Origin of the sequence: Allobosea sp. CCNWLY174 (genome assembly GCF_037120455.1) — a bacterium.
Classification (GTDB): Bacteria; Pseudomonadota; Alphaproteobacteria; order Rhizobiales; family Beijerinckiaceae; genus Allobosea; species Allobosea lupini.
On sequence record NZ_JBBBBQ010000007.1, the window covers coordinates 255,015 to 270,087 of the forward strand.

Annotated in this window: 14 protein-coding genes; 10 read left to right on the top strand and 4 right to left on the bottom strand. The window is 67.5% G+C overall.

Annotation, left to right across the window (positions count from 1 at the left end):
* Positions 1-107: 107 nt before the first annotated feature.
* The 7 genes from V7S63_RS20535 (at position 108) to V7S63_RS20565 (ending at position 9,550) form a co-directional block, all read left to right on the top strand.
* Positions 108-2,099 (top strand): GumC family protein, encoded by a 1,992-nt coding sequence (locus V7S63_RS20535; protein WP_336531569.1) that lies wholly within the window; start codon positions 108-110, stop codon positions 2,097-2,099.
* Positions 2,096-3,352 (top strand): UDP-phosphate alpha N-acetylglucosaminyltransferase, encoded by a 1,257-nt coding sequence (locus V7S63_RS20540; RefSeq protein WP_336531570.1) that lies wholly within the window; start codon positions 2,096-2,098, stop codon positions 3,350-3,352. Before V7S63_RS20535 ends, V7S63_RS20540 begins: the two co-directional genes overlap by 4 nt.
* A 286-nt stretch (positions 3,353-3,638) precedes the next feature.
* Positions 3,639-3,884, top strand: a complete 246-nt coding sequence (locus tag V7S63_RS20545; RefSeq protein WP_091833139.1) for an acyl carrier protein — start codon at positions 3,639-3,641, stop codon at positions 3,882-3,884.
* On the top strand, positions 3,884-5,119 hold the full coding sequence (locus tag V7S63_RS20550; protein WP_336531571.1) for an acyl-CoA dehydrogenase family protein: 1,236 nt from the start codon (positions 3,884-3,886) through the stop codon (positions 5,117-5,119). Before V7S63_RS20545 ends, V7S63_RS20550 begins: the two co-directional genes overlap by 1 nt.
* A gap of 4 nt (positions 5,120-5,123) precedes the next feature.
* A complete protein-coding gene (locus V7S63_RS20555; protein WP_091833143.1) occupies positions 5,124-6,044 on the top strand; it encodes an amino acid--[acyl-carrier-protein] ligase in 921 nt (306 codons plus the stop codon).
* Between the two features lie 5 nt (positions 6,045-6,049).
* Positions 6,050-7,063, top strand: coding sequence for a DUF1839 family protein (locus tag V7S63_RS20560; RefSeq protein ID WP_336531612.1), 1,014 nt, complete (start codon positions 6,050-6,052; stop codon positions 7,061-7,063).
* Positions 7,064-7,066: 3 nt separating this feature from the next.
* Positions 7,067-9,550 (top strand): glycosyl hydrolase 2 galactose-binding domain-containing protein, encoded by a 2,484-nt coding sequence (locus V7S63_RS20565; protein ID WP_336531572.1) that lies wholly within the window; start codon positions 7,067-7,069, stop codon positions 9,548-9,550.
* Positions 9,551-9,554: 4 nt separating this feature from the next.
* Here V7S63_RS20565 and V7S63_RS20570 read toward each other — a convergent pair whose 3' ends face one another.
* Positions 9,555-10,118: an aromatic amino acid lyase gene (locus V7S63_RS20570; RefSeq protein ID WP_336531613.1), complete on the bottom strand. Its 564-nt coding sequence runs from the start codon at positions 10,116-10,118 to the stop codon at positions 9,555-9,557.
* A gap of 358 nt (positions 10,119-10,476) precedes the next feature.
* On the opposite strand from V7S63_RS20570, the gene motA reads away from it, so the two are divergent.
* Both motA and V7S63_RS20580 read left to right on the top strand, forming a co-directional pair.
* Positions 10,477-11,334, top strand: coding sequence for a flagellar motor stator protein MotA (gene motA / locus V7S63_RS20575; protein WP_336531573.1), 858 nt, complete (start codon positions 10,477-10,479; stop codon positions 11,332-11,334).
* Between the two features lie 65 nt (positions 11,335-11,399).
* Entirely contained in the window at positions 11,400-12,272 is an 873-nt protein-coding gene (locus tag V7S63_RS20580) for a flagellar motor protein MotB (protein WP_091833156.1), read from the top strand.
* 51 nt (positions 12,273-12,323) lie between these two features.
* Here V7S63_RS20580 and V7S63_RS20585 read toward each other — a convergent pair whose 3' ends face one another.
* Both V7S63_RS20585 and V7S63_RS20590 read right to left on the bottom strand, forming a co-directional pair.
* Positions 12,324-12,509, bottom strand: coding sequence for a hypothetical protein (locus V7S63_RS20585; protein WP_336531574.1), 186 nt, complete (start codon positions 12,507-12,509; stop codon positions 12,324-12,326).
* A gap of 89 nt (positions 12,510-12,598) precedes the next feature.
* Complete coding sequence (locus V7S63_RS20590; RefSeq protein WP_336531575.1) at positions 12,599-13,363, bottom strand: HpcH/HpaI aldolase family protein; 765 nt, start codon at positions 13,361-13,363, stop codon at positions 12,599-12,601.
* Between the two features lie 185 nt (positions 13,364-13,548).
* Here V7S63_RS20590 and V7S63_RS20595 point away from each other — a divergent pair, with 185 nt between their 5' ends.
* Positions 13,549-13,887 carry an SDR family oxidoreductase gene (locus V7S63_RS20595; protein WP_336531576.1) on the top strand — a complete coding sequence of 113 codons (339 nt, stop codon included), beginning with the start codon at positions 13,549-13,551 and terminating at the stop codon, positions 13,885-13,887.
* Between the two features lie 38 nt (positions 13,888-13,925).
* Here the strand turns inward: V7S63_RS20595 and V7S63_RS20600 are convergent, their stop codons facing one another.
* Positions 13,926-14,837, bottom strand: a complete 912-nt coding sequence (locus tag V7S63_RS20600; protein ID WP_336531577.1) for a cell wall hydrolase — start codon at positions 14,835-14,837, stop codon at positions 13,926-13,928.
* Between the last annotated feature and the right edge of the window lie 236 nt (positions 14,838-15,073).

Sequence of the window (15,073 nt, forward strand, 5' to 3'; positions counted from 1 at the left end):
CGAAATGTTAACTACGCCTCGGCAGGATGCGCGGTGGAATTCCAGCCGAGCCGTCGGCGCGTCCGGCCGTGGATGCGCCGTGCCGGGCCGGATCGAGGAGGCTTGTGGTGTCGGCTGCGTTCGAGGCGGGGAGACGGGAGGAGGCGCCGGCGAAGGACCGCGACTCCGCCGCTTTCAGTCTGTCCGAATTGCTCCAGTTGCTGCGCCGCCGCCGCTGGCTGGTGATCGCCAGTGCCGCGATCTGCCTGCTGTTCGCGCTCGCTTATCTTGCGGTGCAGGTCCCGGTCTATCGCGCGACCGCCGAACTGCTCGTCGACCCGCAGGCGCTGCAGGTCGTCGGCAAGGACATCGTGCGCACCGACACCTCGGCCTCGATCGACTTCGCCAATGTCGACAGCCAGGCGCTGGTGATGACCTCCACCGGCGTGCTGCGCCAGCTGATCGAGGAGCTCGACCTCGAGAACGATCCCGCTTTCGTCCGGCCGCCGGGGCTGGTCTCGCGCCTGCTCGGCAAGCTCGTGCAGCCGACGCCGGAGCAGCGCCTGGCCCAGGCGGTCGATGCGCTCAAGAAGGCGATCGTGATCCAGCGCGTCGACAACTCGCTGGTCTTCCGCATCACCGTCTCGCATCCGCAGGCGCAAAAGGCGGCCGACATCGCCAATGGGCTGGCCCAGGCCTATTTCCGCCAGGGCAATGATGGCCGCCGTGCTGTCGTCGAGCGCGCCAACATCTCGCTGATCGGCCAGATCGCCGGCCTGCGCACGCAGCTCGACGAAGCCGAGCGCGCCGTCCAGAGCTTCCGCAGCCAGCACAGCCTCGTCAGCACGGGCGAGGGCGGGCTCATCGTCTCCCAGCAATTGCGCGACCTCTATGGCCAGATCAGCCAGGCGGAGGCCGAGCTCGCGCGCCAGCAGGCAAGGCGCGACCAGCTCGCCCGCTATCAGAGCCGCGATCCCTTGTCCGACACCCTGCCGGAGGCGCTCACCTCCTCGGTGGTGACCTCGCTCAGGGGGCAATACGCCCAGAGCGCGCGCGAGGCGGCGAGCCTTGCCCAGACGCTCGCGCCGCAGCATCCGCGCCTGATCGAGATCCGGGCCGAGCTCGCCGAAACGCGCAGGCTGCTGTCCGGAGAGCTCGCCCGCCTGCGCTCGACCGTGCAGGAAAGCTATCGCCAGAGCGAGGCCAATCTCGCCAATCTCAGGAAACGGGCGACCGAGCTGACAAAATCGCAGGAGGTCAGCGGCGCCGCGCAGATCAAGCTGCGCCAGCTCGAGAGCGAGGCCGAGGCGGTGCGCGTCGTCTACAGCGCCTCGCTGCAGCGCGCCAAGGAGCTGGAGCAGCAGAAGCGGATCGAGACCAACAATTCGCGCATGCTGTCGGAAGCGGTCGCGCCGGCGCAGCCGACGAAGCCGCCCGCTCCCATCGTGCTCGCCGCAGCCCTGCTGTTCGGCGCCTGCGCCGGCCTCGGCATCGCCTATCTGCTGGAATGGCTGCCATCCTCGCGGATCATCCCCGAGCGGCTGAAGCCGATGGCAGCGTTGACGCCGGAAGCCGCCGGTCGGGCGATCGGGGTCGGCACGGTGGTGTCGCTGCCGGCCGCTGCCGCCCGTCGCGAGGATGCGCTCATACCTGTGACACGCCTGCTGCAGCGGACGCTCGGCCCGCATCTGCCGGCCTCCGTGATGATCGCGGGCTCGGTCGACGATGCGACGCAGGCAGCGCTCGCCGAGCATCTCGCCAACAGCCTGGCGGCGCATGGCGAGAGCGTTCTGCTCTGCCAGGACGGCTCGGGCCGCGACATGAACATCCGCCGGATCGAGCCGGCTGCGGCGGCGACGGCCAGGCCCGGGCGGCGGCGCAATTTCATCATCATGCGGCAAACCTCTCCTTCGGACGGCAAGGCAGGCGCGCGCCCGGATGCGATCGTCCTCGCCTCGTCCCTCGCAGGCGAGACGCCGCGCAGCCTCGTCGATCAGGCCGCGGCGATCGATCCGGTGGGCGAGCATATCGTCGCACTCGTCGTCCCCGAGGATTCCGGAACCGGCGTGCGGGGCCTGGCGTCGCGTTGGCTGCGCCGCCCGGCGCAGGCGGCCGCGTGAGCAGGCAGGCGGCGATGGCCGGTGGCCTCGATCCCGCCCGCCCGATGCCGGTCCTGCCGCTCGCCCTGCTGATCGGCGCGCTCACCTTCAACATGGCGTTGTGCTTCATCAACACCAACGTCATGGGCATCAACGACACCATGGTGATGGGGTGCGAGGTCGTGCTGGTCGCGACCGCGCTCTATCTCGGCCTCGGCCGCAACGCCGCGCCCTATCTGCTGCTGGCGGTGTTCTTCTCCTATGCCGTGCTGCTGATGGCGATGCGGCCGCTTATCGACCCCAAGGCGGTGCGCGACTTCCTGATTCCGGTCGCCTTCTATCTGCTCGGCAAGAGCTGCAGCGATCCGCGCCTGGCCGATCGTGCTGCCCTGATCAGCGGGCTCATCGTCGTCGTCTTCGGCCTGTTCGAGTTCCTCGCCCTCGACCTCTACGTCACCTATTTCAACATCATCAAATACTATGTCGCGCGCGGCACGGTCGCGCCGAGCGATGTCAGCAGCCAGACCGGCGCGCTTTTCGCCAGCGGCCTGAGACCCGATTCACGGACGCTGCTGCCATTCCTCGGGCCGCACCGGGCCTCCTCGGTCTTCCTGGAGCCGATCTCGACCGGCAATTTCGGCGCGATCCTCTATATCTGGGCGCTGAATCGTCCGCAGATGGCCAAACGCTGGCTGACCATGGTCGCGGGAATGACCGCGATCGTGCTCAGCGATTCACGCTTCGGCGCCAATGTCTGCATCGTCGCGACCGTCGCCTATCTCGCCGCGCCGATCACGCCGCGCTTCGTCTGGCTGGTGGCGCCCTTCGTCATGCTGATCGGCTTTGCGATCTACGGCTTCGTCAGCGCCGAGGTGAACTGGCAGAACAACTTCGCCGGCCGCATGCTCTGGACGTCGCGCCTGATCACCTCGCTCTCGCCGGCCGCGGTCTTCGGCCTGTCGCCCGACAAGCCCTTCCTGTCGGATTCTGGCTATGCCTATTCGCTGAACCAGATCGGGCTCTTCGGCGTCATCGGCTTCTGGAGTCTGTTCATCTTCGCGCCGGAGAAGTCGCCGCGAGCCTGGCGCTTCAAGGTCTGTGTCGCGACCTATATCTGCCTTTTGATGATCGTCAGCGACTCCGTCTACTCGATCAAGACCGCGGCCCTGCTCTGGTTCATGACGGGGTCGAGTGATGCCGCTGCCGGGCCTGAGCCCGCACCGGTCGCCGAGCGCAGCATGGTTGCCAACTATTCCGCGGCAGCGCCCGGCTGAATTCACTGGAAATCGAGTATTCGCGGCAATCCACCGTTTACCACATCTCCAGACGTCGGGCTGTGCGACGCTTCCGCCAGTCATTCTACGGCAGGCGCAAGGTAACTTTAAATTTTATGCGTTAGGCCTGACGCAACGAACAACACGGCGTCAAACCAACCGACCTAAGCGTCCATACGGTGATCGCGAGCGCCCTGCGCCAGCGTTTGCCGCCGCACGCCGAGGACGGAGCCAAGACGGGGCTGCACCGCAGCAGCGATGGCATCAGACAGGGCAGGACCGAAAGATGAAGACCAGGATCCGCGAAATCCTCAAGACCACCGGCAAGCTGCCGGTCGATGTCGCAACCCTCGCCGACGAGGCAGATCTCTATAATGCCGGCCTGACCTCCTTCGGCACGGTCGAGCTGATGATGGCGCTCGAAGAGGCCTTCGAGGTCGAATTCCCCGACAACATGATGAACCGTCGCAACTTCGCCTCGATCGCCGCGATCGAGAGCGCGATCCGCACCATCCAGAGCGAGCACGTCTGATGACGACGCTCGCCCGCCTGGCCGAAGCCGGCTACCAGCTCACGTCGGAGGCGTCCGGCGCCAGCGCCGAGGCGCAGAAGGCGATGATCGCCAAGGCGCGCAAGATCGCCAAGATCGCGGCCGAGCATGCCGGCGATGTCGATGCCAAGTCGCGCTTCCCGCACGAGGCCTTCGAGGCGCTGAAGCGCGAGCGCCTTCTCGGCATCATGATCCCGGCGGCCCATGGCGGCGAGCAGGCAAGCCACGCGACCATCGCCGAGATCTGCTCGGTGCTGGCCCAGGCCTGCGCCTCGACCGGCATGATCTACGCGATGCATCAGATCAAGGCGTCGAGCCTGGTCGTGCATTGCAACGACGATCCCTGGCACGCCGGCTTCATGGCGCGCATTGCTCGCGAGCAGCTCCTGCTCGCCTCGGCCACAACCGAGGGCGGCGGGGTCGGTGGCGATCTGCGCTCGTCGATCTGCGGCGTGGTGCGTGAGGGCGACGACTTCACCCTCGACAAGGAAGGCTGCCTGATCTCCTACGGCGCGCAGGCCGACGCCATCCTGATCACCTCGCGGCGCACGCCAGAGGCCCCGCCCTCCGACCAGGTCATGTCCGTCCTGACCAAGGACCAGTACACGCTGGAGCGCAGCGCCGCCTGGGACACCATGGGCATGCGCGGCACCTGCTCCGACAACTTCACCTTCTCCGGGCGCGCGCCTGCCGAGCAGATCATCCCGGTCTCCTTCGCCGAGATCGCGGCGCAGTCGATGCTCCCCAACGCGCATCTGCTCTGGGCCTCGGTCTGGTACGGCATCGCGGCCGAGGCCGTCGCCCGTGCCGAGGGCTTCGTGCGCAGCGAGGCGCGCAAGCGCCCGGGCTCGACCCCGCCGAGCGCGCTGCGCCTGGCCGAATTGCTCGCCCGCCTGCAGCAGTTCAAGGCGCTGGTCGTCGCCGGGCTCGATCGCTACGAGCGCGCTCGCAGCGATGCCGACGAGCTCTCCTCGATGGGCTTCGTCGTGGCGATGAATAGCATCAAGGTCGTCGCCTCGCAGAGCGTCGGCGAGATCGTGATGCAGGCGTTCCTGATCTGCGGCATCCAGGGCTATCGCAATGACAGCCCGGCAAGCCTGGCGCGCCTGATGCGCGATGCGCTCTCGGCGCCGATCATGATCAACAACGACCGAATCCTCGGCAACACCTCCAACCTGCTGGCGGTCTACAAGCACGACCCCAGCCTTTCCAGGTGATCGCATGTGCCAGAACTGCCCCCAGCCGCAGGGTTTCCTCGCGGAACTGATCGATAGCGGCCTGCTGATCGACACCGGCGTCGACGGCCTCTATGGCCGCAGCGGCCTGTTCGAGGAGGTGATCGCCCGCTTCGACGACCTGATCACCCGCCATGGCGGGCAGGACGGCGCCGAGATCGTGCGCTTTCCGCCGGCAATGAGCCGCAAGCATTTCGAGAAGAGCGGCTATCTCAAGAGCTTCCCGCAACTCGCCGGCACCGTGCATTCCTTTGCCGGTGACGAGCGTGCGCATGCCCAGTTGCTGCACAATGTGGCTGACGGCGTCGACTGGACCGACGGGCAGATCTCGACCGAGGTCGTGCTGACCCCGGCCGCCTGCTACCCCCTCTATCCGGTCGTCGCCAAGCGCGGCCCGCTCAAGACCGAGGGCGCGCTGTTCGATCTCCAGTCCTATTGCTTCCGGCACGAGCCTTCGAAGGACCCGGCCCGGATGCAGCTCTTCCGGATGCGCGAATATGTCCGCTTCGGCACGCCCGAGCAGGTCACCGAATTCCGCGCGACCTGGCTGGACCGTGGCCAGGCGATGATGGCTTCGCTCGGCGTCCCGCTCAATCTCGACGTCGCCAACGATCCGTTCTTCGGCCGCGCCGGACGCATGCTCGCCAACAACCAGCGCGACCAGCGCCTGAAATTCGAGCTCCTGATCCCGATCGAGAGCGAGGAGAAGCCGACCGCCTGCCTCTCCTTCAACTACCATCAGGACCATTTCGGCACGACCTGGGGGATTGAGACCGCCGCCGGCGAAACCGCCCACACCGCCTGCGTCGGCTTCGGCATGGAGCGGGTCGCACTCGCCCTGTTCAAGCACCATGGCTACGACGTCGAGCGCTGGCCGGCTTCGGTCCGCAACGTGCTCTGGCCGTGAGCGCGATGACGGCCCAGCACAAGATCGCCGCGCCCGCCGGCATGGCGGGCCGGCTCCTGCCGGTCGATCCGCTCGCCTATGACAGGCATGCCATGCATGCCGGCGAGCGGCATTGGCCGCAGACCAATTGCTATGCCGACCTCTGGATTGAGATCCTTCACGCGCTCGGGCTGGAGCCGGCGGCGGCCTTCGGTTTCACGATCACGCAGGATTTCGAGGGCGACCAGTTCACCTTCTTCAAGCCGCCGCTCGATGACCTCGAGGCGCTCTACGGCCTCAGGGTGACCGAACTCGCGCTCTATGACGATCTGATCGGCCATATCGAGCAGCAGATCGGGCTCGGCCGTCTCGTCCTGCTCGAACTCGATTCCTTCTACATGCCCGATACCCGCGGCGTCTCCTATCGCGACAGCCACGGCAAGACGACGATCGCGGTGAACCGGCTGGACCGCGCCGCCCGCGAGCTCGACTATTTCCACAATGACGGCCTGCATCGTGCCGAAGGCGAGGATTTCGACGGGCTGTTCCGGCTGCTGCCCGGCCAGATGCGCGACGACACCCTCTTCCCCTATGCCGAGATGGTGCGCCTGCCGCAGCGCCGGCCGGACGAAGCGGCCCTGCGCGCGACAGCGCTGAAGCTGCTCGCCCGCCATGTCGCGCGCCGGCCGAGCGACAATCCCGTCGCAGCCTTTCGGGCAGTCGCGACCGCGCAGGCCGAGGCGCTGGCCGAGCGGACGGGCTCGGCGTTTCACCATTACGCCTTCAACACGCTGCGCCAGCTCGGCGCCAATTTCGAACTGCTCGCCAGCCATCTGACTTGGCTCAGCCAGTCGGTCGATGGGCTGGAGGCCGCCCGCGATGGTTCCCTGCGCATTGCCGAGGGTGCCAAGGTCGCGCAGTTCCATCTCGCCAGGGCGATGAAGCAGAAGCGCTTCGAGCGTTTCGACGCGACGCTCGCCGGCCTCGTCGGTGAGCACGATCAGGTCAGCGAGGCGCTCGGGCAGCGCTTCCCCGGCTGAGCCATGGCCCGCATCGTCGCGCGTAGCGGTGAACGGCTAGAGCCGCTCGCAGGCTGGTCCTGGCTCGCGACGGCTGCCGATGCCGCCGCAACGCCCGCCGATCTGCCGGAGGCCGGCGATTGGCAGGAGGCCGCAGTACCCGGCACGGTCGCCGGGACGCTGCGCGCCCTCGGCCGGCTCGACGATGCCAGCGCCAATGCGATCGGCCAGCAGGATCACTGGTATCGCACGCGGCTGACGGAAGCCCTGAATGGACGCTTGCGTTTCGAGGGGCTGGCGACCGTTACCGAGATCTGGGTCAGCGGCGTCAAGCAGGCCGACAATGCCTCGATGTTCGCGCCCGTCGAGCTTGCCGTCGATTGCCCGGCCGGAACCGAGATCGCGCTTTGCTTCCGTGCTCTTGCGCCGAAGCTGGCCGTCGCGCCGCGCCGGTCCCGCTGGCGCCCGGCGATGATCCAGCCCAATGGCCTGCGCTGGTTCCGCACCAGCGCACTCGGCTCGATGCCGGGCTGGTGCCCGCCCGGCCTTCCGACCGGCCCCTATCGTCCGGTGCTGCGGATCGAGAGCGAGGCGAATGCGCCGAGGTTCGAAGCCGTCGATCTGCGCACGCGCTATGATGGGCAGACCGGCACCATCACGCTCAGTCTCACGCTGGCCACGAACGCGGCGTTGCCGGCTCGGGCGATCATGCGCTGCGCCGGCGACGAAGCGGCCTTGCACGCCGATGGTGACAGTCGATTAGCCGGCACATTGTCCTTGCCCGGCATCGCGCCCTGGTTCCCGCATACCCATGGCGAGCCGGCGCTGCATGCTCTCACGCTGACGCTCGATGGCGAGACGGTCGATCTCGGCCGCATCGGCTTCCGCTCGCTCGAAGTCGATCGCGGCGATGATGGCGAGGGCTTCGGCCTGATCGTCAACGGCGTGCCGGTGTTCTGCCGTGGCGCCTGCTGGAGCAATGCCGACGTCACCACGCTGGCCGGCGGACGCGCGGCCTACGAGCCGTGGCTCCGACTGGCGCGCGAGGCCGGCATGAACATGATCCGCGTGCCCGGCGTGATGACCTATGAGGGCGAGGCCTTCTTCGCGCTCTGCGACGAACTCGGCATCATGGTCTGGCAGGAGATGATGCTCGCCAATTTCGACTATCCGCAGGGCGATGCCGGCTTCCGCGCCGCGATCGCGGCGGAGGTCGAGGCGCTGCTCGGCCGGACGCAGGGCTCGCCGAGTCTCGCCGTGCTCTGCGGCGGCAGCGAGGTCTTCCAGCAGTCGGCGATGCTGGGCGCGCCGCCCGAAGCCTGGTCCGGCCCTGTCTTCGACGAGGTCCTGCCGGAGGCGGTCGCCACTTTCAGGCCGGACATCGCCTATGTCCCGAACTCACCCTCTGGCGGGCCGCTGCCCTTCGTCGCCGACAACGGCGTGACGCATTATTACGGGGTCGGCGCTTATATGCGCGGGCTCGACGATGCCCGCCGCGCCAATGTCCGCTTCGCCGCCGAGAGTCTCGCCTTCGCCAATGTGCCGGAGGAGGTCTCGTTGCGCGCCGGCAAGCCGCCGGCGATCACCCATCATCCCGATTGGAAGCGTGCCGTCCCGCGTGATGCCGGCGCCTCCTGGGATTTCGAGGATGTGCGCGACCACTATCTCGAGCGGCTCTACGGGCTTGAACCGGCGCGTTTGCGGCGAGAGGACCCGGAGCGCTATTTCGCCCTGTCGCGGGCGGTCGTCGCTGAGGTGATGGAGGAAACCTTCGCCGAATGGCGCCGGCCGGCCTCGCCCACGCGGGGTGCGCTGGTCTGGCTCCTGCAGGACCTGCAACCTGGCGCCGGCTGGGGCGTGATCGCCAGCGACGGCGAACCGAAATCGGCCTGGCACGGGCTCGCCCGCGCCTTCCGCCCGGTCCAGCTCGCGCTGACCGACGAGGGCGTCAACGGCCTCGGCCTGCATGTCCTGAACGAGTGCCCGGAGCCGCTGACTGCGACCGTCGAATTGACTTGCTGGCGTGCCGGTGAAGTTGCTGTCGTCCAGGCGAAGCGCGAGGTCGCGCTCGCGCCACGCGCGGCGACGACGCTCCCGGCCTTCGAGCTGATCGGCCGCTTCTTCGACATCGCCTATGCCTATCGCTTCGGCCCGCCCGGCCATGACGTGACCTCCGCGGTGCTGCGCGATGCTGCGAGTGGCAAGGTCCTGGCCGAGGCTTTTCATTTCCCGCTCGGGCGCGGCCATGAACGCCATCATTGCGGGCTCGTCGCGCAGCTGGAGCGGGAAGGCGACGACTGGAGCCTCGTGCTCTCGACTCGGCGCTTCGCGCAATCGGTCGAGATCGTCGATCACGGCTGGCGGCCGGAACACAGCTGGTTCCATCTCGCGCCCGGCGAGCCGCGGCGGGTCCGCCTAAATCGCCGTCCGGGCACCAGCAGTGAGCCCTCCGGCGAGGTTCGCGCCGTCAACGCGATCGACCACGCCAGTTACGCCGTGGGGGCGTGAACGCTCAGCCATCCGCGCCGACAAGGGCGTCGATCTCTTTGCGCCTCGCCTCGACATGCCGCAGCAGCGGATCGAGATGCGGCACGCGGTCGGCGGCCGCGGCGAAGGGGACGGCCTCGCGCGCCAAGGCGAAGAGCTTGCCGGTGGCCTCGCCGAGCGGCGTCGCCTTGCGGCTCTGGGTCGCCTGGGCCGCGACCATCAGCTCGACTCCGACGATCGATTTGCACAGGCCCGCCACTTCCATCGTCTTGCGCGCCGCGAAGGTCGCCATGCCCGCCCGGTCGAGATTGCCGTTGGAATGGCTCGAGCTGGCGAGCTCCTGAACCACCGGAGCCGTCGCCAGCCGCGCCTCCGAGGTGATCGCCTTGTGGAACTGGGCGAGGCCGTTGAAGCCTGGCAGGCCGACGCCATCCTCTTCGATCAGCCCGACCGTCAGCCCCGACCAGAAGGAATCGACCTGCTTGGCGACGCGCTCTGCTGACGCCGTCACCACCGGCGCGAAGGCGAGGCGGGCTATATCGAGCGCCATCGAGAGCGAGACCGTGTCGAAATTGGCGACCGAGACCAGCGAGCGCTCCTCCCTCCATGCTGAACGCGCCGATCAGGCTCCAGAGGTCGAGGCTGCGCTGCAGATCGGCGGCGCTTTCCCGAGGGAGGTGCACCGCCCCTGCCTAGTGTCCGGACAATCGCTGCAGAGCTTGGCCCGGGTTCGCCTGGGCCGTGCTCCCGTCTTCCATTCGGCTTTGGCTGATCGGGTTGCCTGACGTGACGAATGTCGCGATCGGACCGATTTGCACCCCTGGGCCAATTTGTCGCCCCAAGCCTGCCATGCCCCTAACTCGCCCTTAACCTTGATCAGTCATTTCCTTCAAGGGAGTGGTGGCTTCGCGCGGGCTGTAGCTGCTGCGGTGCGAGGGTGACACACCATGCGGCTGATCGTCGGCGCAATCATTGTCTTCGTCTGCGTCTTCGGCAGTTACGCGGCCATGGGTGGACACGTCCTGGTCCTCTGGCAGCCGTTCGAGTTCGTCATCATCCTCGGTGCAGCGATCGGCGCCTTCGTCATCGGCAATCCCGCGCCGGTCCTCAAGGCCGTGCCGTCCATGCTCGGCACGATCATGAAGGGCTCCAAGTACAAGCAGGAATGCTATGTCGAGCTGCTGGGGATGCAGTATTCCCTGTACAAGCTCGTGAAGCAGAAGGGCATGCTCGCCGTCGAGGAACACATCGATAATCCCGAGAAATCGACGCTATTCAACGCCTTCCCGACATTCGCCGCGAACCATCATGCGGTCGAGTTCGTCTGCGACTACATGCGGATGCTGACGCTGGGCGCCAACAACGCCCACGAGATCGACGCTCTCATGGACGAGGAGCTGGAGACGCACCACCAGGAGCAGGAGCGTCTCGTCTCGGCTATGCAGTCGCTCGCCGACGGAACGCCGGCGCTCGGCATCGTCGCCGCCGTGCTCGGCGTGATCAAGACGATGGGGGCGATCAAGGAGCCGCCGGAGGTACTGGGACATCTGATCGGCGGCGCGCTCGTCGGCACCTTCTTCGGCGTCTTCGTCGCGTACGGCTTTTTCGCGCCCATGGCGGCGTCGCTCAAGAGCACCTTCGAGGCGGAAGCCAAATACTTCCAGTCGCTCAAGGCGGGTCTCCTCGCCCATATCAGCGGCCAGCCGCCGGTGATGGCGGTCGAGTTTGCCCGCAAGGCCCTGATGAGCGACGTCCGCCCGACCTTCAGCGAAGTGGAAGCGGCAACCGCCAAACTGGCCGCCTAAAGCCTGTTCGTTCGCATGGTCACTAACAGTCTCTAGAACCGGCCCAATCTCAAGCAGGGACTTAGATGAGCAAGCCCGCCCAGCAGATCATCGTCAAGAAGGTCAAGAAGGCCGCTCATGCGCATCATGGCGGCGCCTGGAAGATCGCCTATGCGGACTTCGTGACCGCGATGATGGCGTTCTTTCTGCTGATGTGGCTGATCAGCATGACGACGCAGGAGCAGAAGGAAGGCCTTGCGGAGTATTTCGCGCCGGGGTCGTTGAGCCCCAGCACCAGTGGCGCCGGCGGCATGCTGTGGGGTACCGCGCTCGACAAATCGGGCAGCAAGCCGTCGCCGCCGCGCGAGGTGGCGACAGGGACCTCCAAGCCGGACGACAAGGTGCGCCGGGCCAGCGCTGGCGGCGCCGGCGACCGCGAGATCAACCGCTCGGCCGCCGGCCAGCAGGCCAGCCACAGCGCGATCGCCAGCCTCCGGCAGGCGCTCCAGAGCATGCCCGAAATCGCCGATCTGTCGCGCAGTATCGTCATCGAGCCGACCAAGGAGGGGTTGGATGTTGCCCTCATGGACGAGTCCGGCCGCTCCATGTTCCCCGAGGGCTCCGTCCAGCCCTATCCGAGCACCCGTCGCGTGCTGGAGACGCTCGCGCCCACTCTGCGCCGCCTGCCCAACCGCTTGGCCATCACTGGCCACACGGCCGCCACGCGCCCGGGCGCGGTGGCTGGCGTCGATCCCTGGAGCCTGACCACCGGGCGCGCGCTCGCCGTGCGCGAAATCCTGTCGGGTGCAGGGTTCCCCAACGACCGCTTCGCCTCCGTGGTGGGGCGCGCCGACACCGAGCCGGTCTTCCCCGACAATCCCTACATCTCGCCGAACCGACGGGTGAGGATCACGCTGCTCAGCGAAGAGCCGCCATTGCCCCCGAACCTCGTTCGCTGAGTGCCCGCAAGGGCGCGAGCGGACTTCCCCACCAGTTCCGTGGGCTTTCTATCAGGCGGCCGTCTCCAACCCGAGCAACTCCGCCGCATGCCCGCCGGTCAGCCGCTTGATCTCGGCCTCCGTGAACTGCAGGTCGAGCAGATGGCCGACGATTTTGCGATAGCCGTCGATCGGGCGCGGTGAGCCTACCAGCCCGAGATCCGAGCAGAGCACGGTGTTCATAGTCGGCGCCGGCATAGGCCTTGACCGGAGCGGCCTTCGCCGCGGCCGGAGCGGCGAGCTTTGAGCGTGGATCGCTGGAGGGATAGCTCACGCGTCCGTTTCTCCTAGCGCGCGCCGGGGTTCTCGACCCGGCTCCTGGCTGCCTGCATCTGCCCAAGAGCTTCGCTCGCCGCCTTGCGCAAAAAACCCTGGTCGGACGAGAGGATGAAGGCGCTGGCGCCGCGCTCGGCGAACCCCGCGGATTCCTCGCCATTGTCGGTCATTACGCAGACCGGCTTGCCGGCCTTCTTGCCGGCCTTCTTGGCGGCCCGCAGGATCGCATCGACGGCGTCGCGGACTTCGAGCGCGTCGCGGGTCGGCGCACTGAGCGCGACGGTGAGGTCGCCGCGGCCGATGAAGACGGCGTCAAGCCCCTCGACCGCGAGAATGGCGTCGATCTCGGCCAGCGCCGGGGGATCCTCAATCATCGCGATCGTTGCCACTGCCGCATCGGCTGCGTCGACGAGATCCCACATCTTACTGCCGCCATGGCGGCAGGCGGCGACCAGCGCCGGCGCATCCGCGACGCTAGCGACATGCGGGGCGAGGATCCCCACCGCGCCGCAATCGAGCGAGGCCTGGATCGCGTCGCTCGTCAACGTCGGGACGCGCACGACGCCGGCGATGCCGGCCGCCCGCGCCGCCCGCAGCACGAGGTCGGTGGTGACGCGGTCGAAGGGGGCGTGCTCCTGGTCGACGACGATGAAGTCGAAGCCGCTATTGCCGAGGATCTCGGTGGCATGCGGGCTCGGCGTCTTGACGAAGCTCCCCGCCAGGAAGGCGCCGCTGACGAGGCGCTTGCGAAAGCTGGACTGGGCGGATGTCTGCATGGTCTGCCGTGCCGATGTCGATCATCGGATGATGGCACTCCCGTTCCCGGATATGGCCGGAAGTCCCGCCGTTTCACATCTCGAAATCAGCAGAGGCGCGCGCTCCCCGCGTCAGAAAGCCGTCAGGATCGCTCTGGGATCTGACGGGGAAACGTCGGATACGACACTCGGGGGAGGGTATCCGAATGAAGACTTGCCTGCGCAGCGCCTATGCCGCGACGAAGTTCGCAGTGATCGGCATCACCGAGGCCGTCGCACAGGAGGTCGGCATCCACGGGATCCGGGTCAACGCGCTCTGCCCAGGCGCGGTCAATGGGGAACTGATGCAGCGCGTCATCGCCACCCGCGCCGCCAAGGAGAACCGGCCGGCGGAGGAGATCGTCCGGGCAAACTACACCGACAAGGCGGCGCTGAAGCGCTGGGTCGAGCCGGAGGAGGTGGCGCGCGCCGCCCTGTTCCTGGCGAGCGACCAGTCCTCCTCGATCACCTCCGAGCGCATCAAGGTCGACGCGGGCCGGATGTGATCCGGCCGGCCAGTCGGTTGCCAGACCCGCAGTACAGCTCAGTCCTGAGCCACGCTGCCACGCAGCCCGCGGGGGCTCGGCATTAGCGCCGCGATCCGGGCGTCGCTCTTCGGCGGCGCGATGAAGGTCCGCGCCAGCCTCTTGGGCATGTCGAGATCGAAGGGCCGGCTCGGCGGCAACGTCGCCTTGCTGACCATATGTGTGGACTGGCTGGCATGTTCGGCGGCAGCAGGGGCTTCCGGAGCGAAGGCCAGCGGCGCATTGGCGAAGGAGGTCGGAACGGACGAGGCATTGGCGGCAACTGGCGCCGGCGCTGTGACCGCGGCCAGCTGGTAGCTCGGCTCCTCGATGCGGCGGCGCTCCGGACGCTCGCCCTTGACATAGAAGGCGTTGCCGCCAGCCACCGTCACGTAATGCATGTTGGCGTAGGAGAAGCGCAGGCCGGCCATGTGGAAATGCTTGGCATTGCCGACAGCCTCGTTGCGCTTGCCGGCGAGGATGGCGTCGGCGGCGGCTTCGGCCTTGGGCAGGTCGCGCGCCACCATCTGGCGGGTCAGCACGCCCGGGGCGAACTGGCGCGGTGCGCCGACGACGCCGCAGATCGTCTCGGGGTAGCGCGGCGCCCCGACCCGGTTCATCACGACGGTACCGACGCCAAGCAGGCCTGATTCGCTCGACCGGTTCGATTCGAAATACATCGCGCGGACAAGGCATTCGCGCTCGCGCGGGTCGGCTTTGGCCAGCTCGATCGCGCGCTTGCGGGTCTCGTGGGCCTGCTTCGTCGTCGTCCCGGGGCCGGCCGTCGTCGTCGAAGCGGTCTGGACCGGGGCGGTGCTGCAGGCGGCCAGCGCCGGCGCGGCCAGAGCCATCAGAAGCGGGATCGCTGTGCGGCCGTAGCGGCTCTTGTCGAGAGAACGAACGGCATCTGCAGCGATCGCGGTCCGCTTCATGCGGTGACCTCCTGATTACGGGATCTCGGCTGCCGCAATCAGCGAGCCATCGTCACCGGCAAGGAAACCCGAACCTCTTACCAGAAAGTTAATTTCGGACGGAAGAGGCAAAGATGACACGGCCGAAAGTGGCGGCAGTGGACCCCGCAGGCCGTTCAGCGGCGCGCAGCCGAGCCCTGTCCCGTTGCGTGCTCTCCGCGCCGTGGGCGAGGATACGGGCATTGATCTCGGTTCCC